Genomic DNA, 21,391 nt, shown 5'->3' on the forward strand with positions numbered 1-21,391 from the left:
GCGGGAGGTTGCTCCCGCTGACGGCGATCACTTTCCTGCTCATGGCAATTGTGACGTCGAACGCCCAGGCGGCGGTGACCACCAACCAAGAGGGCACCAACAACGGCTACTTCTACTCGTTCTGGACCGACAGCCAGGGCACCGTCTCGATGGAGCTGGGGTCCGGCGGCAACTACAGCACGTCGTGGCGCAACACCGGCAACTTCGTGGCGGGCAAGGGCTGGGCCACCGGCGGGCGCCGGACGGTCAACTACTCGGGCAGCTTCAACCCGTCCGGGAACGCCTACCTGACCCTTTACGGTTGGACCCGGAACCCGCTCGTCGAGTACTACATCGTCGACAACTGGGGCACGTACCGGCCCACCGGCCAGTACAAGGGCACGGTCACCACCGATGGTGGCACCTACGACATCTACAAGACGACGCGGACGAATGCGCCGTCCATCGACGGCACCCGGACCTTCGACCAGTACTGGAGCGTCCGGCAGTCGAAGAAGACCGGTGGCAGCATCACGTCCGGCAACCACTTCGACGCGTGGGCGCGCAACGGGATGAACCTCGGCAGCCACTACTACATGATCATGGCGACCGAGGGCTACCAGAGCAGCGGCAACTCCAACATCACGGTCGACGGCGTGTCCGGCGGCAACCCCGGCACGGGCAACCCGGGCACCGGCGGCTGCACCGCCACCCTGTCCGCGGGTGACAAGTGGAGCGACCGCTACAACCTCAACGTCTCGGTCAGCGGCTCGACCAACTGGACCGTGACGATGAACGTCCCGTCGCCCGCGAAGGTCCTGGCGACGTGGAACATCAGCGCGAGCTACCCGAACGCCCAGACGCTGACCGCGAGGCCCAACGGCAGCGGCAACAACTGGGGCGTGACCATACAGGCGAACGGCAACTGGACCTGGCCGTCCGTCTCCTGCGCGGCCGGCTGATCCCGGCGGCGACCGGCGGCACGACGGTCCCCGACCGCCGTGCCGCCGGTCGCCGGTGACGTTGGTCGCCGGTGACGGCGGATCCCGCCCGGGGCCGGTGTGTTCGCGGCGGCCGTACAGTGATCTTCGTGTGGGCGGAGCTGGAGCGGGTCGGTTGGGCGGAGTTGGAGCACAACTACGGTGACGCGGCGGACGTCCCGCAGCTGCTGCGCGGTTGCGCGGACCCCGACGCGGGCACCGCGGGGCGTGCGCTCGCCCGGCTCTACGACAACCTCTACCACCAGGGTGGCTGGATCTGCTCGGCCGCGACCGCGGCGCTGCCGTTCCTGACCCGGTTGGCCGGCCGTGCCGCCACGCACCACCGGCCCGAGGTGGTCGAGCTGATCGGCCGGTTGGCGCGGGAGGCGTTCGAGGTGCTCCCCCGGTTCCTGGACGCGGGGTGGTCGTCCGCGCTGGACGAGGCCCGGCCGCGGTTGCTGGACCTGCTGGCCGATCCCGACCCGCTGGTGCGGCGCGAGGCGACGGTCCTGGTCGCCGACGGCATCAGGCACCCCGACGCGGTGGCCGCGTTGCGGCGGCGGTGGCAGGTCGAGGCGGACCGGGTGACCCGCTGGGACCTCGTGCAGGCGTTCGGCGTGGTGTGCGCCCGGGAGGAGTCGGACGCGCCGCTGCGGGCGGAGCTGACCAGGCTGCTCACCGACGACGACCTCCAGGTCCGGTTGGCCGCCGTGCACGCGCTGGCCGAGTCGGAGCCCGCCGTCGCGGTGCCGCACTTGGAGGCGCTCGCGCGTGCCGTCGTGCACCCGGACGCCGCGCTGTGGCAGGGCTCCGCGTGGATCGGTGACATCGTGCCCAACACCGGCGACCTGCTCCGGGTGGACCCGGTCGCCGCGACGGCCTACGCCCTCGCCGTCCACCGCGGAGGTGACACCGAGCAGCGCGTCGCCGCCGTGAAGGAGGCCGGGCGCGTGCTCGGCGAGTGGCGCACCGTCACCGGCGCGATCGTGCCGTTCCTGGCCGCCCAGCTGGACCACGACGAGGCCGAGCTGCGCTTCCGCTCCGCGTTCCTGCTCGGCTGCGTCGGCGCGGAGGCGACCGACCACGCCGACCGCTTGGCCGCCCTCGCGGCCGACCCGACGTGGCACGACTCCCGCCGGCAGGTCACGGTCGGCGACGCGGCCGTGTTCGCCCTGGCCCGCCAACGCGATCCGCGCTGCGTGCCCACCCTGGTGGAGCGGCTGACCGGCCCACGCCTCGGCTTCGGCACCGCCGGCGCGTACTTCCGGCGCGGCCTGCCCCTGGTCACCCTGCCCGCCGCCCACGAAGTGCTGGTCCCGCTGCGCGAGCACGCGGTCCGGCTCGTCGACGCGGTCGTGGCGCGGCTGTCCGATCCGGACGCCGACCCCGCGCTGCTGATGAACCTCTGCGGGGTGGTCGAGGGCTGGGGTGCGGCAGCCGAGGCGGCCGCACCCGCGCTCGTGCCGCTGCTCGGCCGTCCGGACGTCCTGCCCGCGGCCGCGAAGGCGCTGGGCGCGCTCGGCCCGGCCGCGGCCGGGTTCGCCGACCCGCTGCGCGGCGAGGCCGACCGCCCGGAGGTCGCCTGGGCGTTGTGGCGCACCGGCCTGGACCCCGAGGCGTTGCTCCGCCACGTCACCGAACGCCCGGACGTCCGCCACACGACCGTCCGCCTCGTGGCGGACCTCGGACCGCTCGCCGCGCCCTTCACCGACCGGTTGCGCGAGCTGAGCCGCTCCGACGACCACTGGACCCGCGTCGAGGCGGCACACGCGCTCTGGCGCGTGACCGGTGACCCGACCGAGGCGGTGGCCGCCCTGACCGACCTGGCCCGACCACTGGCGGACGGCCGGTGCGAACCCGTCCAGGCCTCCGCGCTGCGCTACCTGGCCGACATCGGCTCACCCACCGCGCCGGTCGTCGCCCTCGCCCGGGCCGTCGCCGACAACCCCCGCCGGCTCGCGTACTTCGGCGGCTGGCACACCTTCGCCGAGGACGAGGCCGTCCGCGAGGCCGCCGACGACCTCCTCCGGTCCGGCTGACCGCCGGTCGACCCACTGCCGGGTGGCGGGCAGCAGGAGCAGCACGAGCGCGGCCACCGCACCCGCGAACCCGAACGGCACCGCGGCCACGTCCGCGAACCGGACGAACGCGGGCGTCGTGGCCGGGTCGAAGTAGGCGCTCAGGTCGTTCGGGTCGAGGGCGGCACGGTCGCGCCACCCCACCCGCGACAGCGAGGCCGCCGTGTAGAGCACGTGCGGCACGACACCGACGAGCGCCATCACCCAGCCCGACCGCCGCCCCTCCAGCAGACCCAGCACGGCGAAGCTGAGCAGGACCGCGGTCCCGACCATCACGACGAGCGAGCACGCACCGATCATCCAGGTGATCATCACCGCGAGCGAGCCGCTCATGGACTCGTCCTTCGTGCCCGCGAGCGTGAAGACCTCCTGCGCGTCCGCGAACTCGTGGACGATCGTCACGGCGTCGAGCGCGAACCCGGTGGCGAGCAGGAGCAGGACCGCCGGCACGGCCTTCACGGTCCAGGGCGTCTGCATGCCGGCCACCTTACGTCAGCTCGACCGCGTTGCGCCCCAGTACGTTAACTACCCATAGCCGCGCGCATTTCCCGCTCGAAAGGGCCTTGCCCTGGATCGGTTCCCCTCCCTTGAGGACAGTGGAGGCGCAATCCGCTTTTCCCCTCGTCCTAGGGAGTTCGACGTTGTCCAGTACAGCTGAAACGCGGGCCGGGCGACCGGTCGGCGGTGGGGCGCGCGGTGGGCTCGTCCTGCTGTTGTTGTGCGCCGCGCAGTTCATGATCGTCCTCGACTTCTCCATCACCAACGTGGCGCTGCCGACCATCCAGACCGACCTCGGCTTCTCCGTCAACGACCTGCAGTGGGTGGTCAGCGCCTACGCCCTGACCTTCGGCGGGTGCCTGTTGCTCGGCGGGCGGGTCGCCGACCTGCACGGGCAGCGGCGGCTGTTCATCGTCGGGTTGTTGGTGTTCGGCCTCGCCTCGCTGTTCGCCGGGCTCGCGCAGGACGCCGCGCAACTGGTCGTGTTGCGCGGCGTCCAGGGCTTGGCGGCGGCGTTCGTGGCGCCGGCGGCCCTGGCGTTGTTGACGACCTCGTTCCCCGAAGGCCCGGCCCGCAACCGCGCGCTGGGCGTGTGGGGCGCGGTGCTGTCGTTGGGGTTCGTGTGCGGTGTCATCGCGGGCGGTGTGCTGACCGACCTGCTGAACTGGCGGTGGGTGTTCTTCATCAACGTGCCCATCGGCGTCGTCACCGGCGTCGCGGCGGTCGTGTTCCTCACCGAGGTCGCCCGGCCCGCCACCCGCACGAAGCTCGACCTGCCCGGCGCGGTCACGGTCACGGTGGCGTTGATCAGCCTCGTCTACGGGCTGTCGGTGGCGCACACCCACGGCTGGCTCGGCGCGACGACGTTGACCGCGTTCGGCCTGTCCGCCGTGCTGCTGGTGGCGTTCGTGCTCATCGAGAACAAGGCGCCGCACCCGCTGGTCCCGATGAGCATCTTCCGGCTGCGCGCCCTGGTGGTGGCCAACGTGACGAACCTGGTGCTGATCGGGGCGTTCGTCGGCTCGACCTACATCGTCACGCTGTACCTCCAGGTGATCGAGCGGTACACGCCGTTGCGCACGGGGTTGACGTTCTCCGTGCTCGGCCTCACCGCCATGCTCGCCGGGTTCACCGCGGGCCGGATCGCGGCGAAGATCGGCTCACGGGCCGCGATGGTCCTCGGCGTCGCCGCGCAGGCGGTCGGGTCGCTGGTGATGGCCGCGCTGCCCTCCGGCGCGGCGGGGCTGGTCGCGGTGCTCGTCGGCACGGCCCTGGTCGGGTTCGGCAACATCACCGCGGTCGTGATGATCATCATCTCCGCGACGGCGGGCGTGCCCGACGACCGGCAGGGGCTGGCCGGCGGTCTGTTCAACACCTCCCAGCAGCTCGGTTCCGCGCTCGGTGTCGCGCTGTTCGCCGCCATCGCGGTCAGCCGCACGGCCGGTGAGCTGCCGGCGGGCGCGTCCGTGGCCGAAGCGCCGGCGGCGGCCCTGCTGTCGGGCTACCGGTTCTCGTTGCTGCTGTGCGGTCTGCTCGCCGTCGCGGCCGGGCTGTTCGCCGCGCTCGCCGACCGCCGCCGGGCGAACTGACCCCGAGCACGCGAAAAGGCTCGTAGGACATGCCGGTCCTACGAGCCTTCTCGCGTGCTCAGAAGCGGGTGAGCCAGACCGCGGCACGGGCGGGCAACGCCAGTTCCGCCACCGCGCGCCCGTCCTCCGGCACGGCCACGACCGCCTCGGGCGCACCGGCGCCGCCGAACTCGACGGCCTCGGTGTGCAGCAGCACCCGCCACACCCCGGACGACGGCAACGGCAGCCGGAAGCCCTCCCTGGCCACGCCGAAGTTCGCCACGCACACCACGTCGGGCGCACCGGGCGCACGCCGCCCGAACGCCACCACGGCGCGTGCCGGGTCGTCGTCGACCAGCCACTCGAAGCCGTCCGGCCGGTCGTCACCCCGGTACAGCGCGGGGTGCAGCGCCTGCACCCGGTTCAGCGCCGCGACCAGCCGCGCCACGCCCGCGTGCACGGGATCGTCCAGCAGGTCCCACGGCAGCTCGAGGTGATCCGCCCACTCCTGCGGCTGACCCAGCTCACCACCCATGAACAGCACCTGGCCTCCGGGGTGCGCCCACAGGTGCGCGAGCAGCACCCGCAACCCCGCCGCGCCACCGGTCTTGGCGATCAGCGAGCCCTTGCCGTGCACGACCTCGTCGTGCGACAGGGGCAGCAGGTAGCGCTCGCCCCAGGCGTAGGACACGGGCAGCTTCAGCCGCTCGTAGTCGCCGTCGCGGAAGTACCGCAGCGTGTCGTGCATCCAGCCGAGGTTCCACTTGCGGTCGAACCCCAGGCCGGACGGCGAGGTGACACCCGGCCAGGTGGTGGACTCCTCGGCGATCAGCAGCGCGTCCGGGTGCAGCCGACCCACGGTCGCGGTCAGCTCCCGCAGGAACGCCACCGCCTCCAGGTTCTCGTTGCCACCCAGCTCGTTCGGCTCCCACTCACCCGGCCCGCGCGAGTAGTCGCGGTAGAGCATCGACGACACCGCGTCCACCCGCAGGCCGTCCACGTGGAACTCCTCGAGCCAGTACAACGCGTTGGCCACCAGGAAGTTGCGCACCTCGGGCCGACCGAAGTCGAACACGTACGTGCCCCAGTCGGGGTGCTCGCCCCGGCGCGGGTCGGGGTGCTCGTACACCGGCACGCCGGTCAAGCGCCCCAACGCCCAGTCGTCCTTGGGGAAGTGGGCGGGCACCCAGTCCAGGATCACCCCGATGCCGCGGCGGTGCAGCACGTCCACCAAGTGCCGCAGGTCGTCCGGGCTGCCGTGGCGCGCCGTGGGCGCGTAGTACGACGTCACCTGGTAGCCCCACGAGCCGCCGTACGGGTGCTCGGCCAACGGCAGCAGCTCCACGTGCGTGAACCCGAGCCGGACCACGTGGTCGGCGAGCCGTTCGGCCGCCTCCCGGTAACCCAGGCCGGCCCGCCACGACCCCAGGTGCACCTCGTACACGCTGATCCGGTCCGGCCGGTGCCGCCACCCGCCGTCCGACCACACGTGCCGCGACCGCGCCACCACCGACTCGGTCGCGGGCGGCGGCGCGGTGCGGAACGCCAGCGGGTCGGCCTTGTCCCGCCACACGCCGTCCTCGCCCAGGATGCGGAACCGGTAGCGGTGCCCCTCCCGCGCCCGCGGCACCACGGCCTGCCAGACGGGGATCAGCGGGTCGCACGCCAGCTCCGACGAGCCCCACTCGCCGGTCACCCGCACCGCACGCGCGCCGGGCGCCCAGAGGGCGAAGCGCACGCCGTCGTCCACGACGTGCGCGCCCAGCACCTCCCACAGCCGCTCGTGCCGCCCCTCGGCGATCAGGTGGCGGTCCAGGTCGGCGAGCGCCGGCGTGACGACGGCGGTCACGACGACCCGCCGACCAGCTCGCGCACGGCCCGCAACGGCACCGGCAGCCAGCCCGGCCGGTTCGCCGCCTCGTACCGCACCTCGTACAGCGCCTTGTCCAGCTGATAGGCCCGCAGCACGGTGGACGCGGCCCGCAGGTCGAGGCCCGACTCGCTGGCGTACCCGGCGAGGAACGCGCGCTGGGCGTCGCGCACCCAGTGCCGGCTGCGGCGCTCGTCCTCCACCGACCAGTAGGTCGCGGTGAGCCGGTGGTGCCCGGCCACGTAGTCCAGCGACCGCAACATCCCGGCCACGTCGCGCAACGGCGAGTCGGGACGGGCCCGTTCGGCGGGTGGCGCGGACGGCTCGCCCTCGAAGTCCAGCAGCACCCAGCGGCCGTTGCCGCGCAGCACCTGGCCCAGGTGCAGGTCGCCGTGCACGCGCTGCACCTCACCGGGCTCCGCCGCGCGGACGCGGTCGCCCAACGCCACCCGCAACGCCGCCGCGTAGGGCCGCAACGTCGGCGCGACCTCCAGCGTCTCGGCCAGCCGGGTCAGGAACCGGTCGGCCAGCGCCTCGTGGTCGGCGGGCGCGGCGCCGAGCGCGCGACCCAGGTCGGCGTGCACGGCGGCGACGGCGACGCCCAGCCGTCCCAGCTCGCCGACCAGGTCCAGCTCGCGGGGCGTGCCGGTGAGCGTGTGCCCCAGGTCGGCGCGCGCGGCCTCCCACCCCTCGACGGCGCCGTCCACGAAGGACTCGACCAGCCCCAGCGTGTCCGTGCCGTCCAACGTGATCGAGCCGAGCAGGCGCGGCACGTACAGGCTGTCGCGCAGCACCCGGTGCAGCGTGAGGTCGGGGTTCTCCCCCGGCCACACCCGCCGGAACGCCTTGAGCACGCTGTGCCGGCCGATCACCAGCGAGGTGTTGGACTGCTCCACGCCCATCGGCCGCACGTCGCCCGCGCGTTCCGGCAGGTCCACGCCCAGCTCGGGCCGGAACGCCACCGCGCCGGTCGTCCCGGCCTGGGCCACCAGCTCGTACAGCCGCGTCACCAGCTCCGGGTCGGCGAGCGCGTCGTAGTGCACCTCGCCGTCGACGGCTCCGATCACCGCGTCGGCCAGGCCCGCGGGCAGGTCGGCGCGGATGCCGACGGGCACGTGGAAGCGGCCGTGCGCGGTGCCGACGACGGCGATCACCCCGCGCACCGGCCCGTCCGCGAAGGGCTCGACCCGCTCGACGGTCACCTCTCCCGCGTCCTCGGCGGGGAACCACCGCTGTCGCGGCAGCCAGTCGGCCAAGCCGGGCAGACCCGTGATGGCGGTGGTCATCGCGAAGGCACCTCCAGGTGGACGGCGAACCAGTAGAAACCGTGACCGGGCAGGGTGATCTGGTACGGGGCCGCGCCGATCACCGGGAACTCCACGCCACCGGTCAGCTCGGTCAGCTCGTGCCCCTGGAACTCCCGCAGGTCCAGCTCGACGGCCTGCGGGTGGCGGGACAGGTTGTTCACGCACAGCACGATGTCCAGGCGGCCGTCCTCGGCGACGTGCTCGCGCAGGTAGGTCATCACGGCGGCGTTGCCCGAGGGCAGCTCGCGGAACCCGCCGAGGCCGAACGCGCGGTGCCCGCGGCGGACGTCGATCATCCGCTTGGTCCAGCGCAGCAGCGAGCCGGGGCTGTCGATCTGCGCTTCCACGTTCAGGCTCTGGTAGCCGTAGACCGGGTCGGAGATGACCGGCAGGTAGAGCCGGCCCGGGTCGCCGGCGCTGAACCCGCCGTTGCGGTCGGGCGTCCACTGCATCGGCGTGCGCACGCCGTCCCGGTCGCCGAGCCAGATGTTGTCGCCCATCCCGATCTCGTCGCCGTAGTACAGCACCGGCGACCCGGGCAGCGACAGCAGCATGGCGGTGAACAGCTCCAGCTGGTTGCGGTCGTTGTCCAGCAACGGTGCCAGGCGCCGCCGGATGCCGATGTTGGCCTTCATCCGGGGGTCCTTGGCGTACTCGGCGTACATGTAGTCACGTTCCTCGTCCGTGACCATCTCCAGCGTCAGCTCGTCGTGGTTGCGCAGGAAGATGCCCCACTGGGCGCCGGCCGGGATCTCCGGCGTGGCCGCCAGGACCTCGGAGATCGGCACCCGCGACTCCTGCCGCACGGCCATGAAGATGCGCGGCATCAACGGGAAGTGGAACGCCATGTGGCACTCGTCGCCGCCGACGCTCTGGTCGCCGAAGTAGTGCACGACGTCCGACGGCCACTGGTTGGCCTCGGCCAGCAGCACGCGCCCCGGGTACTCGTCGTCGACGACCTTGCGGCACAACCGCAGGAACTCGTGCGTCTCGGGCAGGTTCTCGCAGTTGGTGCCCTCGCGCTCGAACAGGTACGGCACCGCGTCCAGCCGGAACCCGTCGATGCCGAGGTCCAGCCAGAACCGCAGGACGTCGAGCATCGCCTCCTGCACGGCCGGGTTGTCGTAGTTGAGGTCGGGCTGGTGGCTGAAGAACCGGTGCCAGTAGAACTGGCCGCGCACCGGGTCGTAGGTCCAGTTCGACGTCTCGGTGTCCACGAAGATGATGCGCGCGTCGGCGTACTTGGAGTCGTCGTCGCTCCAAACGTAGAAGTCGCCGTACGGCCCGTCGGGGTCGCGGCGCGACTCCTGGAACCAGTGGTGCGAGTCGGACGTGTGGTTGAGCACCAGGTCGGTGATGACCCGGATGCCCCGCTTGTGCGCCTCGTCCAGCAGGCGCACGAAGTCCTCGATCGTGCCGAACTCCGCCAGCAGCGCGCGGAAGTCGCGGATGTCGTACCCGCCGTCGCGCAGCGGCGAGTCGTAGAACGGCGGCAGCCACAGGCAGTCCACGCCGAGCCACGCGAGGTAGTCCAGGTGGTCGGCCAGCCCGCGCAGGTCGCCCGAGCCGTTGCCGTCGGCGTCGTGGAACGCGCGGACGAGCACCTCGTAGAAGACCGCGGACTTGTACCACTCGGGCTCGACCCCGATGGGCGTGGCGGCGGGCGGCGCCTCGCCGCTGGGCAGCAGGCGGCGCGGCATCAGGCCCTCACCGCCACGATGTGCGCGACGGCGCGGGCGGGGTCGAGGCGCACGTAGTTGCTCGGGCCCCACTCCCACGTCCGGCCGGTCACCTCGTCGTGCGCGGTGAACGCGGGCGGCACGCCGAGGGCGGCGAGGTCGGGGGTCAACGTGCCCTCCTGCGGTCGGTCGGGGTCGAGGGTCACCACGGCCAGCACGGTGTCGCCGGTCGCGGGGTCGCGCTTGGAGAACGCCAGCAGCGCGGGGTTGTCGACGGCGTGGAATGCCAGGCCGTCCAGCGACCACAGCGCGGGGTGCGCGCGGCGGACGCGGTTGAGCAGCGTCAGCCACGGCTCCAGGGACGCGCCACTGGCCCGTGCGGCGGCGTAGTCGCGCGGGCGCAGCTCGTACTTCTCGGAGTGCCGGTACTCCTCGCCGCCGGGCGTGGCCGCCTCGTTCTCGTAGAGCTCGAAACCGGAGTACACGCCCCACGTCGGCGAGAGCAGCGCGGCCAGGGCGGCGCGGATGGCGAACATCGCCGGTCCGCCCTCCTGCAGGTGCCTGGGCAGGATGTCGGGCGTGTTCACGAACAGGTTCGGCCTGGCCTCGTGCGCGTGCGCGGCCAGCTCCTTGCCGAAGCCCTCCAGCTCCACCTTGTCCTCGCGCCAGGTGAAGTACGTGTAGGACTGCGTGAAACCGAGGCGGGCCAGGCCGTACAGGCGCGCGGGCCGGGTGAACGCCTCGGCCAGGAACAGCACGTCCGGCCGGTCCCGGTGCACCTCCTCGATCAGCCACGCCCAGAAGTCCGGCGGCTTGGTGTGCGGGTTGTCGACCCGGAAGATCCGCACCCCGTGGTCGATCCAGAGGTGGACCACGCGCAGGACCTCCGCGTACAGGCCCTTGGGGTCGTCGTCGAAGTTCAGCGGGTAGATGTCCTGGTACTTCTTGGGCGGGTTCTCCGCGAACGCCACGCTGCCGTCGGGCAGGCGGGTGAACCAGTCGGGGTGCTGCCCGACCCACGGGTGGTCCGGCGCGCACTGCAGCGCCAGGTCGAGCGCCACCTCGATGCCCAGTTCGGCGGCCCGCGCCACGAACGCGTCGAAGTCGGCGAACGTGCCCAGCTCCGGGTGGATGGCGTCATGTCCACCGTGGACGGAGCCGATCGCCCACGGCGAGCCGACGTCGCCCTCCAGCGCGACGAGCGCGTTGTCCTTGCCCTTGCGGTTGACCTCGCCGATCGGGTGGATCGGGGGCAGGTACACCACGTCGAAGCCCATCGCGGCGACCCGGTCCAGCTCCTCGGCCGCGGTGCGGAACGTGCCGTGCACCGGCCGTCCCTGCGCGTCCACGCCGCCGGTGGAGCGGGGGAAGAACTCGTACCAGGAGCCGAACGCGGCCTTCGGCCGGTCCACCCACAGCCGGTGCGGCACGCCCTCGGTGACCAGGTCGCGCACCGGGTGCTCGTGCAGCTCGGCGAGCACGGCCTCGTCGAGCGCGGCGGCCAACCGGTCCGCCAGCGGCAGCGCGCCGGAGCGCAGCCGGGCCGCGGCGGAGCGCAGCAGCACGCCGTTCGCGTCCTCGTCGAGCGCCGCGCGCTCCAGCAGCCGTGCGCCGAGCTCCAGGTCGTTGGCCAGGTCGGTCGCGCCCTGCCCGGCGCCGGTCTTGGCGCGGATCGCGTGCAGCCAGGTCGACCACGGGTCCGACCACGCGTCGACCCGGAACTCCCACTCCCCCACGGCGTCCGGCACGATCACCGCGGCCCAGCGGTCCGCGCCCGCGTCGTCCACCCGCATCCGGGTGCTCTGCCAGGCGCCGTCCGGGCCGCGCCAGCGCACCGTCGCGGCGACCGCGTCGTGGCCCTCGCGCCACACCGCGGCCCGCACCGGCACGTGCTGCCCGACCACGGCCTTGGCCGGCCGCGCACCCGACGACACCGCCGGGTAGACGTCGTCAACGACGAGTCTCCCCACCGTCGCGTCATCCTTCATCAGGTCCACCTCTCGGATTTCCGCGGGCTTTCGGAACTCTTCGCCCACGTCTTTCGAGAATGACTGGGGATTACGCGCGGAACCATCAACGCGAGACCACTCGGAAAATTCGACGTAGTAGCCCGGAAAGCACGGGACCCGGCGCTCGACGAGGTCGAGGCCGGGTCTCGTGGGTGGTGCCCTACAGGTCGTCGCGGTAGCCCTGGCTGACCTCGACCACGACGCCGTCGGGGTCGGTCAGCCACGCGCTTCGCCAGCCCGGGATGAAGCCGTCGAAGTCGATCGGCCCCAGGTTGACCTGCGCGTCTTCGCCCATCTGCGCGAGCAGGGCGTCCACGTCGTCCACCTGGAACGCCAGGTGGCGCACCGTGCCGACGTGGTCCGGGCCGTCGCGCTCCACCAGCGTGGGCGCGCCGGCCGCGTCCACCGCGGCGCCGCCGAACAGCTCCAGGTACGCCTCACCCGATTTCAGGAAGACGATGGACGTCTCCCCGAGGTCGAAGTAACGGGCGCGCTTGAAGCCGAACCAGCGCGTGTAGAACTCCTCGGTCGCTGCCAGGTCGCGGCAGTTGAGCGCGACGTGGGACCACTTCATGGGGATCGCCTTTCGGTGATGGCAGTCGGCGACCCGTTCCGCGTGACGTCGGTCGGCGCGGCGTCAGTCCGGGTGGCGTCAGGTCGGGGGCAGGCCGACCAGCTCGCTGCTGAGCCGCCACAGCCGCCGCCGCGCGGACGGGTCGTAGCACTGCGCGTGGGCACGGGCTTCGCGGACGCCGTCGTAGTAGCGCCCGGTGATCCCGGCGAGGTCGGCGGAGAGCGCGAGGCGCAACGTCGCCTCGGAGCCCTCCGCCACGGTGCTCATGGTGTAGCCGAAGGTCTCGTGGACCATCTTGGTGCCCATCAAGGACGCCGGGTGCAGGCTGTTCACGGTGGCCTGCGCCGGGTCGAGCCGCTCGGCCAGCTCGAAGCAGGTCGCGATCTGGGCCAGTTTGCTCTGCCGGTAGGCGCGCAACGGCTCGTAACCCCGGCGCAGCATCACGTCGTCGAAGTCGATCGGGGACTGCCCGGCCGACGCGACGGTGACGATCCGCGCGGCGGGTGCCAGCAGCGGCAGCAGCAGCCTGGTGAGGAGGAACGGGGCGAGGTGGTTCACGGTGAACCTCAGCTCGTGGCCCGCCGCGCCCTCCAGGCGCTGGTCGTCGCGGCGTCCCGCGCCCATCCCGGCGTTGTTGATCAGCACGTCCGGCCGCGCGCCGTCGTCGGCGAGGCGTGCGGCGAAGGCGCGGACCTGGTCGAAGTCGGCGAAGTCCGCCAGGTAGGTCCGCACGTCACCACCGAGGTCACGCGCCGCGTTCGCGAGGCGTTGCTCGTCACGGCCGTGGATCAGCACGGTCGCCCCGGTCTTGACGAGCCTGCGGGCCAGGTCGAGCCCGAGGCCGTCCGTGGCTCCGGTGACCAGGAAAGTGCGGTCCTTCAACGGTGTTTCTCCTTCGGTTCGACTCGCGACCGGCCGCCGGTCAGGCCAGCTCGGTGACCGCGCGCACGCTCTGGGAGACGGGGTCGCCCTCCAGGCACGGCGCGAACTGCTCCCACACCGGGATGATCTTGGCGAGGTGGTCGTCCAGGTGCTGCTGACTCTCCCAGCGCTCGAAGAGCGTGAACTTGTTCACGTCATCCTCGTGGCGCAGCCAGGTGAAGTCCACGCAGCCCTCGTCCCGCAGGGACAGCCGCTGGATCTCGGCGAGCGTGCGCAGGGCCTCGCCCTGGTGCTGGGGCTTGACGGTGATGTGCAGCAGGAACGTGGGCATGGTGATCCCCTTCACGGACGTGGTCACGGCAGCGGCACCCCGAGCTGGCGCAGCAGGCCCGCGGTGTCGGCCTGGACCCAGCGCTCGGCGATCCGGCCGTGCTCGAACCGGAAGACCTCGATGCTGGTCCAGGTGATCGGCTCACCGGTGGCGCGCTGACCGAGGAAGTCCTTGACGAACCGCCCGGTGAAGGTGATGTGGATGACGACCTTGTCGTCGCCGGCCGGGTAGATCAGGTCGTGGTGCGAGGTGAACGCCATCGCCTCGTGCGCCTCGGCCAGCAGCACCTTGAGCTCGGCGACGTCGCGGACGCTCCACGCCGGGTTGTTGTCGATGAAGCCGGGCGCGAACAGCTCGTCCATGTCGTCGTAGCGGCGCTCGTTGACGACGTCGTTGAGCGTGCGGATGGCGAGGACGTGCTGCTCCTCGACCCGCAGCGGATCCGTTGTGGTCACTGGGTTTTCCTCCGGTCCGAGTGGACTGTGCGCCACCCAGCCTGCCGAGCGGCGCCGGGCCGGACAATCAGCCCGGGTCCACTGTGGCAACTGCGCTCAGACGTGGTGGCCGACGGCACGTCGGTCGCGCGGAACGTGGGCTCGACGCGGCCCACGCCGTGCCCGGGCACCCTCCCGCCCGTGGAGAACCGGCCCGGTGGGGCGAGCTGCCCGGCTCGGGCTACGGGATCACGTAGGGGCAGGATCACAACGCCGGAGTCCCGTCCGATCCGGCCGGCCACCCCGACGAGGCGGGAGAGGCGCACGATCGGGTCGACGGGTCGCGCGTCCGGCAGGCACGCGTCAGCGGAGCCGGCCAGGTCGCGCGACGGCGGGTGTTCGCCCGCCCACAGCGATTCGTGGCCCGCTCCCCCGGCCGACGACGCGATCCCGGCGAGTTCGGCGAGGCCCGCGGTCGGCGCCGCGGTCGACGCGGACAGGGCCACCGCGGGCGGCGGGTCGACGGCGCGGAGCCGCGTCACGACGATCCCCCATGGTGGGAAGGGAGCGCTGAGCAGGCCGTGCGACCGCCGCGCGCGAATACGATGTCCGGGTTCCACCCAGCTCGGCCCGACCGCGGAGACACCCCGATGACCGACCACCGCAAGCGTGAGCTGGGCGCGTTCCTGCGCGCTCGCCGGGAACGGCTCAAGCCGCAGGACGTCGGCCTGGCGTCCGCCGGCCGTCGGCGCACGCCCGGCTTGCGCCGCGAAGAGGTCGCGCAGCTCTCCGGCGTCGGCCTGACCTGGTACACGTGGCTCGAGCAGGGCCGCGACATCCCGTCGTCCCGGCAGGTGATCGAGGCGCTGGCGACGGCGTTGCGGCTGGACGACGACGACCGCGACCACATCTTCGAGCTGGCCGGGCTGCGCGCCGCCGAGCCGCGTTCGCCGGACGGCGAGCTGCCCGCGCTCGTGCAGCGGGTGCTGGACAACCTGATGCCCAACCCCGCGTACGTGTTCGACCAGCGGCTGGACATCCTGGCGTGGAACGCGGCGCAGGCGGTGCTGTGGGTCGACCCGGCGACGGTCGAGCCGCCCGAGCGGAACCTGCTGTGGCTGATCTTCACCGACCCGCTCGTGCGGTCGCTGCTGGTGGACTGGGAGTCCGCGGCGGGCAGCGTGCTCGGCCAGTTCCGCGCGGCGGCCGGGCGCAACAGCGGCGACCGGCGGTACGCCGAGATCGCGGACCGGTTGCGCGAGGCGAGTCCGGAGTTCGGCAAGCGCTGGGACTCCTACCCCGTGGCGGAGTTCGACGTCGAGGTCAACCGGCTCGACCACCCGAAGGTCGGCCGCATCGACCTCGACCTGCTGCACCTGCGCCTGGTCGAGCACCCGACCCTGACGGTAGTGCTCCAGACCCCGGTCGGCCCGGTCGACTCGGCCCGCATCGCGACGCTGCTCGACCGCTTCGACTGACACGGGGTGGTGGGCGCCCGTGGGGGACGGGCGCCCACCACTCGTCCTGGTCTGCCCCGGGGGAATGCGGCGCGGCCAGGACGTCATCGCGGTCCGGTCAGGCGGCCGCGCGCTTGCGGGTCAGCGTCACGCCGATCACCGACGCGACCACGGACACCACCACGGCCACGACGAGCGCGTAGCGGAAGCCCGCCACCAGCGACGCCGGGTCAGCCTGCTCCAGCGGTGTGCCCTCGGCGAGCATCCCGCCCGTGACGCCGACCGCGATCGCGGCGAACGCCGCCGCGCCGAGCGCCGCGCCCAGCTGCTGCGAGGTGTTCAGCAGGCCGCCCGCGAGGCCCTGCTGGTGGTCCGGCACACCGGACGTCGCCGAGATGCTGACGATCACGACCGCGGACACGTGGCCGAAACCGATGACCGCCATGCCGACGAGGATCCACCAGATCGCGCCGGTGGCGGGCAGGATCGCCAGGGCCACGGTGCCGACCGCCTGCATCAGCAGGCCGCCGACGAGCGTGGCCGTGCCGCCCAGCTTCCCGGACACCTTGCCCGCCGCCATGCCCGCGACCACCGCGGTCGCGCCGAGCACGGCGAACGTCAACCCCGTCTGCAACGGCGTGAAGCCCTCCACGCCCTGCAGGTAGAGGGTGAGGATGTAGGCGATGCCCACGAACGAGCCGATCAGCAGCACGTTGATCAGGTTCGCGATCAGCAGCACGCGCTGCGCGACGACCTTGAGCGGGATCAGCGGGTGCGGGCTGCGCTGCTCGATCGCCAGGAACGCGGCGAACAGCACGATCGACAGCACGAGCGAGATCAGCCAGCCGAGGCCGCCCTGGGTGATCGTGGACAGCGCGTACACCATGCTGATCACCGAGCCGGTGATGGTGACCGCGCCCGGCACGTCGAGCTTGCGGTTGCTCTCCTGGCCGTGGCTCTCGCGGATGAGCTTGGGCGCCAGCAGCGCCGCGCCCAGGCCGATGGGCACGTTGACGAAGAACACCCACCGCCAGTTCAGCACGTCGGTGAGGATGCCGCCCAGCACCACGCCCGACACGAAGCCGAACGACAGCACCGCGCCGTAGACGCCCAGCGCGCGGTTGCGCTCCGGCCCTTCCGGGAACGACGTGGTGAGCAGTGACAGCGCCGCCGGCGCGACCACCGCCGCCGCCAAACCTTGCGCACCGCGCAACAACACCAACTGCACGTCGTCCTGCGCGATGCCCGCGACCAGCGACACCAGCGCGAAGGCGACGAGGCCGATGATGAACAGGCGGCGGCGACCGTAGAGGTCGGAGATCCGGCCGCCGAGCATCAGGAATCCGCCGAAGGTGATGGCGTAGGCGCTGATGACCCATTGCAGGCCGGAAGTCGTGAAGCCCAGCTCGGTCTGGATGACCGGCAGCGCCACGTTGGTGATGGAGAAGTCCAGGGCGATCATGAACTCGGCCAGGCACAACAACAGCAGGACGAGACCGGCATTCGGACGCCGGCCCGACGCGGTGGCCCCGGTCGTGCTGGTAGTGGTCGCCGCATCCGACGCGGCGGTGCCCGTGGGCGGCCCTGCAGCCGTCTGGTCGGCAGTTTGAGACAAAGTCGGCTCCTTGATATCGCCGGCGTTACGCCGATGCGCCCACCCTCCTCATTCCGCAACCGGGTAACCAGACCAGGGTCTTTCCTAGTAGCAGGACTACCAGGCAACGCGCACCGGCCGCCGCTGTGGGGCTCATCACCAGGGCTATCACGTCGAGCGCAAAAGCCCCCGTAACACGGGCGCAAACAAGCCCCTTCCGCAATTCCGTCAAGTACACCCAGTTGCACCGGCTGCCTTGCCCCGGACCACTTGCGCGGATTGACTCATGTCGTCAATCACGACACCAAAGATGTCACAGCGGGTGACGGTCGCCACGGTCCGTTCGCCACCGACACGGCCACACGGGAGAAATCAGTGCCAGCAACCCTCGACAATGATCTGATCAGCCGGTTCGTCGGCGATTGGTACCGCGCTCTCGACGAGCACGGCACCGAGGACGAGGTGCTCGGATATCTCGTCGACACCAACCTCGCGATGACCTTCCCGGAAGGCACGCTCAGGACCACCGAGGAATTCCTGGGTTGGTACCGGACGGTCGTCAACCGCTTTTTCGACGAAGTGCACGAAGTCACCGAGGTGACGTCGTCCATTCGCGGCGACGTGGCCGACGTGAAGGTGCGCGTGAATTGGCAGGCACGAATCTGGAACCCGCCGGCGGCGACCAGCCAGTGGCTGGGTTTCGACGCCGACCAGACGTGGCAGGTCGTGCGCGACGACGCGGGGCGCCTGCGCATCCGCTCGTACGTCGTGGACGCCCTGCACCCGATGCCCGGCTCCGCCGAGCTCTGAGCAACCCTCACACCCAGGGAGTAGAGAAGTGACCCGACGAGTTCTCGTGGTGCTGTCCGAGTACGGCTACTGGGGGGAGGAGCTGGTCGGTCCGCTGGAGGCGTTCGACGCCCGCGGCTACCAGGTCACCTTCGTCACCCCCACCGGCAAGCGCGCCCACGCGCTGCCGCCGAGCATGGACCCCGACTACATCGACCCGCCGCTCGGCCGCACGGTGACCACGCCGGAGATGGCCCGCGCGGTCCGCGCGCTGGACGAGTCCGACCGGCTGGACAACCCGCTCAGCCTGGCCGACCTCATCCCCGAGCGGCCCTACCACAGCTCGATCAACTTCCTGCGCGAGCTGGAGGCCTACCACCGCAACCTGCAGCCCGCGGTGGACGACCTGGTCGCGGCCTACGACGCGCTGGTGCTCGTCGGCGGCTCCGGCCCGCTGGTCGACATGGTCAACAACGAGCGCCTGCACGAGGTCACCCTCGGCTTCTTCGCCGCGGACAAGCCGATCCTGGCCGAGTGCTACGGCGTCACCGTGCTGGCCTTCGCCCGCGACTGGGAGTCCCGCCAGAGCATCATCTACGGCAAGCACGTCACGGGCCACCCCAAGGAGTACGACTACAAGGACGGCACCGGCTTCCTCGGCGTCGACTTCAACATGGGCCCGCCCCCGTTCCCGCTGGAGTACATCCTGCGCGACGCGACGGGTGCGTTCGGCGGCTTCCACGGCAACGTCGGCAAGGAGCTGTCGGTGATCGTGGACTACCCGTTCGTCACCGCGCGGTCCACTCCGGACTCCGCGCTGTCCGGCGAGCTGCTGGTGCGCACGCTGGAGAACGGCCTGCGCCGCTACGGCTGGTAAGGCGTCACGGGCGGACGCGGCGCCGGTCCGCGCCGCGTCCGCCACCACACTGGGGAAGGTGGATCGAAGCACATGACCAAACGACCGGGACGGGTCGCGATCTTCGAGCAGTTCGCGGCCGACGGCATCACGCACATGTTCGGCAACCCGGGCACCGTCGAGCAGGGTCTGCTCGACGCCATGGGGCAGACCGAGATGTCCTACGTGCTGGCGTTGCAGGAGAGCGTGGCCGTGGCGATGGCCGACGGGTACGCCCGCGCCTCGCAGCGGCCGGGCCTGGTGCAGCTGCACACGGGCGTCGGCCTCGGCAACGCCGTCGGCATGCTGTACCAGGCGAAGCGGGGAGGCTCGCCACTGGTCGTGATCGCGGGCGACGCCGGTGTGCGTTACGACGCGATGGACGCGCAGATGGCCGTCGACCTGGTGGCCATGGCCGAGCCGGTGACGAAGTACGCCACCCGGGTCACCGATCCGGACTCGGTGCTGCGGGTGCTGCGCCGGGCGGTGAAGATCGCCATGACGCCACCGCGCGGTCCGGTGTTCGTGGCGCTGCCCGCGGACGTGCTCGACGCCGTCACCGAGGAACCGGCGCTGCCGACCGTGGTGCCGTCGACGCGCGTGCTGCCGGAGCCCGCGCTGGTGGCGCGGATGGCGTCGGTGCTGTCGGGCGGCAGGCGTCCGCTGGTGCTGATGGGCGACGGTGTCGCGACGAGCGGCGCGCAGCGCGAGCTGGCCACCGTGGCGCAGCTGCTGGGCGCGCGGGTGTACGGGGTGAACTCGTCGGAGGTCAACATCGACGCGGCCGACCCGTCCTACGCGGGCAACGTCGGCCACATGTTCGGCGCGGACAGCGCACGCATCGTCGGTGACGCGGACCGCGTGCTGATCGTGGGCACGTACGTGTTCCCCGAGGTGTTCCCCGCGTTGAGCAACCCGTTCTCGCGGGACGCCCGGATCGTCCACATCGACCTGGACGCCTACGAGATCGCGAAGAACCACCCGGTGGAGATCGGTGTGGTGGCCGACCCGAAGCTCACGCTCGCGGCGCTGGCCGTGGAGCTGGGGCACCAGGGCGGGGAGGTCGCCGCGCCGCCCGCGCGTCCGGTCAACCGCACCGTCGCGCCGTCGGGTCCGCCGAGCGTGCTGGAGCTGTTCACCGAGCGGTTGGCGCAGCAGGCGCCGAACGACCTCATCCTGTTCGACGAGGCGCTCACCGCGGGCGAGCCGCTGGGGCGGCACCTGCCGGCGCGTGAGCCGGGCCGCTTCTTCCAGACCCGCGGTGGTTCGCTCGGGATCGGCATCCCCGGCGCGCTCGGCGCGAAGCTGGCGCGGCCGGACCAGCCGGTGATCGCGTTCACCGGCGACGGCGGCAGCATGTACACGATCCAGGCGCTGTGGACGGCCGCCCGGCACGACATCGACGCCAAGTTCGTGATCTGCAACAACGGCCGCTACCGGTTGCTGGACCACAACATCGACCAGTACTGGCGGGAGCAGGGCATCGAGCCGCACGAGCGGCCGAGCGCGTTCGACCTGACCAAGCCCGCCATCGGGTTCACGCAGCTGGCCGCGTCGCTCGGCGTGCCCGGGCGCCGGGTGAGCCGGCTGCGCGAGGTGGACGGCGCGGTGGCCGAGATGCTGAGCCACCGCGGGCCGTTCCTGATCGACCTGGTGATCGAGTGAGCGGGGCGGCCGGCCGCGGTCGGTTGGAGCGGGCCGAGGTCGTGGCGCTGGTGCGCGAGTGGCACGGGGCGTTGGAGCGGCACGTCGACGTGGCGGAGCTGCGGGGGCGGCTCGTGCGGTCGGGGTTGTTGCTGCGGTTGCCCGGCGCGACGGTGCGGGACGGCGAGCAGTTCGCGTCCTGGTACCGCGAGGTGAGCGACTCGTGCTTCGACCAGCGGCGGGACGTGCTGTCGGTGGAGGTCGACCTGGTGTCGCCGCTGCACGCCGAGGTGACCGTGACGCTGCGGTGGGAGTCGCGGCGCTGGCAGCGGCCCGCGCCGCGGAGCCGGTGGACGGGCTGCCTGCTGACCGAGCAGTGGCTGGTCGTGCTCCAGGACGGCGAGCCGCGCATCCGCACCCTGGTGACGCGAACCACCCAACCGCTACCGGGCTCACCTCCCCCGATCGGGGACGACGACCGGACGGCGTCGGCCCTGTCCCTGGTCGCCGGACAGCCCGCACCGACCCCGGCAGCAGGGGCGCCGGCACGATCCGGCGCGGCCGGGCAGAGCGCGGCGCTCTCCGCGCCGGGACTGCCGGGCGGGGCCCTGGTCACCGACGAGGCGCGAACGGCAGGCACCTCCTCGGCCGACCACACCGGGCGACCACGGCCGGCCTCGGACCCCGCGCGGCCGGTGGCGGGCGAATCACCCACCGCCGACACCGCGCAGCCGGACGCCGCGGGCTCACCGGCCGCGCCCCAGGCCCGCGGCGAGCTCGTCGCGAGCTGATCGCGAGCTGATCCACCTCCCCACCACCGGCG

The 21,391-nt window shown here is 72.1% G+C and carries 18 protein-coding genes; 8 read left to right on the top strand and 10 right to left on the bottom strand.

The genetic code is table 11. The annotated features are described in order from the left end of the window. Nucleotides 1-41 precede the first annotated feature (41 nt). The 3 genes from xynA to AB0I91_RS01780 all read left to right on the top strand — a co-directional run bounded on the left by xynA (nucleotide 42) and on the right by AB0I91_RS01780 (nucleotide 5,124). Complete coding sequence (gene xynA / locus AB0I91_RS01770; RefSeq protein WP_498772031.1) at nucleotides 42-941, top strand: endo-1,4-beta-xylanase XynA; 900 nt, start codon at nucleotides 42-44, stop codon at nucleotides 939-941. A 128-nt stretch (nucleotides 942-1,069) separates the two neighbouring features. Beyond that, nucleotides 1,070-2,998: a HEAT repeat domain-containing protein gene (locus tag AB0I91_RS01775; RefSeq protein WP_499634700.1), complete on the top strand. Its 1,929-nt coding sequence runs from the start codon at nucleotides 1,070-1,072 to the stop codon at nucleotides 2,996-2,998. 680 nt (nucleotides 2,999-3,678) lie between these two features. Beyond that, nucleotides 3,679-5,124 (top strand): MFS transporter, encoded by a 1,446-nt coding sequence (locus AB0I91_RS01780; protein ID WP_498772022.1) that lies wholly within the window; start codon nucleotides 3,679-3,681, stop codon nucleotides 5,122-5,124. Between the two features lie 58 nt (nucleotides 5,125-5,182). On the opposite strand, the gene glgB is transcribed toward AB0I91_RS01780, so the two are convergent. The 9 genes from glgB to AB0I91_RS01825 form a co-directional block, all read right to left on the bottom strand. Then, nucleotides 5,183-6,952: a 1,4-alpha-glucan branching protein GlgB gene (gene glgB / locus AB0I91_RS01785; RefSeq protein WP_499634702.1), complete on the bottom strand. Its 1,770-nt coding sequence runs from the start codon at nucleotides 6,950-6,952 to the stop codon at nucleotides 5,183-5,185. Further along, complete coding sequence (locus AB0I91_RS01790; protein WP_498772018.1) at nucleotides 6,949-8,259, bottom strand: maltokinase N-terminal cap-like domain-containing protein; 1,311 nt, start codon at nucleotides 8,257-8,259, stop codon at nucleotides 6,949-6,951. The genes glgB and AB0I91_RS01790 overlap by 4 nt, the downstream gene beginning before the upstream one ends. Then, the gene (treS, locus tag AB0I91_RS01795) at nucleotides 8,256-9,980 is read right to left on the bottom strand and encodes a maltose alpha-D-glucosyltransferase (RefSeq protein WP_499634704.1); all 1,725 of its coding nucleotides are present in this window, start codon (nucleotides 9,978-9,980) and stop codon (nucleotides 8,256-8,258) included. The genes AB0I91_RS01790 and treS overlap by 4 nt, the downstream gene beginning before the upstream one ends. Further along, nucleotides 9,980-11,947, bottom strand: a complete 1,968-nt coding sequence (locus AB0I91_RS01800; RefSeq protein ID WP_499634707.1) for a maltotransferase domain-containing protein — start codon at nucleotides 11,945-11,947, stop codon at nucleotides 9,980-9,982. Before AB0I91_RS01800 ends, treS begins: the two co-directional genes overlap by 1 nt. Nucleotides 11,948-12,128: 181 nt before the next feature. Continuing rightward, nucleotides 12,129-12,542 (bottom strand): VOC family protein, encoded by a 414-nt coding sequence (locus AB0I91_RS01805; protein ID WP_230571704.1) that lies wholly within the window; start codon nucleotides 12,540-12,542, stop codon nucleotides 12,129-12,131. Nucleotides 12,543-12,620: 78 nt separating this feature from the next. After that, nucleotides 12,621-13,424 (bottom strand): SDR family NAD(P)-dependent oxidoreductase, encoded by an 804-nt coding sequence (locus AB0I91_RS01810; protein ID WP_499611704.1) that lies wholly within the window; start codon nucleotides 13,422-13,424, stop codon nucleotides 12,621-12,623. Between the two features lie 40 nt (nucleotides 13,425-13,464). Beyond that, the gene (locus tag AB0I91_RS01815) at nucleotides 13,465-13,782 is read right to left on the bottom strand and encodes a putative quinol monooxygenase (protein WP_499611701.1); all 318 of its coding nucleotides are present in this window, start codon (nucleotides 13,780-13,782) and stop codon (nucleotides 13,465-13,467) included. Then, nucleotides 13,779-14,210 (bottom strand): ester cyclase, encoded by a 432-nt coding sequence (locus AB0I91_RS01820; RefSeq protein ID WP_498772007.1) that lies wholly within the window; start codon nucleotides 14,208-14,210, stop codon nucleotides 13,779-13,781. Before AB0I91_RS01820 ends, AB0I91_RS01815 begins: the two co-directional genes overlap by 4 nt. Beyond that, the gene (locus tag AB0I91_RS01825; RefSeq protein ID WP_499634710.1) at nucleotides 14,207-14,731 is read right to left on the bottom strand and encodes an LLM class oxidoreductase; all 525 of its coding nucleotides are present in this window, start codon (nucleotides 14,729-14,731) and stop codon (nucleotides 14,207-14,209) included. Before AB0I91_RS01825 ends, AB0I91_RS01820 begins: the two co-directional genes overlap by 4 nt. Nucleotides 14,732-14,839: 108 nt before the next feature. On the opposite strand from AB0I91_RS01825, the gene AB0I91_RS01830 reads away from it, so the two are divergent. Further along, nucleotides 14,840-15,667 (top strand): helix-turn-helix transcriptional regulator, encoded by an 828-nt coding sequence (locus tag AB0I91_RS01830; RefSeq protein WP_498772005.1) that lies wholly within the window; start codon nucleotides 14,840-14,842, stop codon nucleotides 15,665-15,667. A 97-nt stretch (nucleotides 15,668-15,764) separates the two neighbouring features. Here AB0I91_RS01830 and AB0I91_RS01835 read toward each other — a convergent pair whose 3' ends face one another. Beyond that, nucleotides 15,765-17,261, bottom strand: a complete 1,497-nt coding sequence (locus AB0I91_RS01835) for an MFS transporter (RefSeq protein WP_498772003.1) — start codon at nucleotides 17,259-17,261, stop codon at nucleotides 15,765-15,767. A gap of 249 nt (nucleotides 17,262-17,510) precedes the next feature. Between AB0I91_RS01835 and AB0I91_RS01840 the strand changes: the two genes are divergently transcribed. The 4 genes from AB0I91_RS01840 (at nucleotide 17,511) to AB0I91_RS01855 (ending at nucleotide 21,359) form a co-directional block, all read left to right on the top strand. Beyond that, nucleotides 17,511-18,050 carry a hypothetical protein gene (locus tag AB0I91_RS01840; RefSeq protein ID WP_498772001.1) on the top strand — a complete coding sequence of 180 codons (540 nt, stop codon included), beginning with the start codon at nucleotides 17,511-17,513 and terminating at the stop codon, nucleotides 18,048-18,050. A gap of 28 nt (nucleotides 18,051-18,078) precedes the next feature. Further along, on the top strand, nucleotides 18,079-18,906 hold the full coding sequence (locus tag AB0I91_RS01845; protein WP_230571697.1) for a type 1 glutamine amidotransferase domain-containing protein: 828 nt from the start codon (nucleotides 18,079-18,081) through the stop codon (nucleotides 18,904-18,906). A 72-nt stretch (nucleotides 18,907-18,978) separates the two neighbouring features. Then, entirely contained in the window at nucleotides 18,979-20,589 is a 1,611-nt protein-coding gene (locus AB0I91_RS01850; protein WP_498771999.1) for a thiamine pyrophosphate-binding protein, read from the top strand. Beyond that, nucleotides 20,586-21,359, top strand: coding sequence for a hypothetical protein (locus AB0I91_RS01855; protein ID WP_499618960.1), 774 nt, complete (start codon nucleotides 20,586-20,588; stop codon nucleotides 21,357-21,359). Before AB0I91_RS01850 ends, AB0I91_RS01855 begins: the two co-directional genes overlap by 4 nt. Nucleotides 21,360-21,391 lie beyond the last annotated feature (32 nt).

This window comes from Actinosynnema sp. NPDC049800 (genome assembly GCF_040656635.1).
In the GTDB taxonomy this organism is placed as follows: Bacteria; Actinomycetota; Actinomycetes; order Mycobacteriales; family Pseudonocardiaceae; genus Actinosynnema.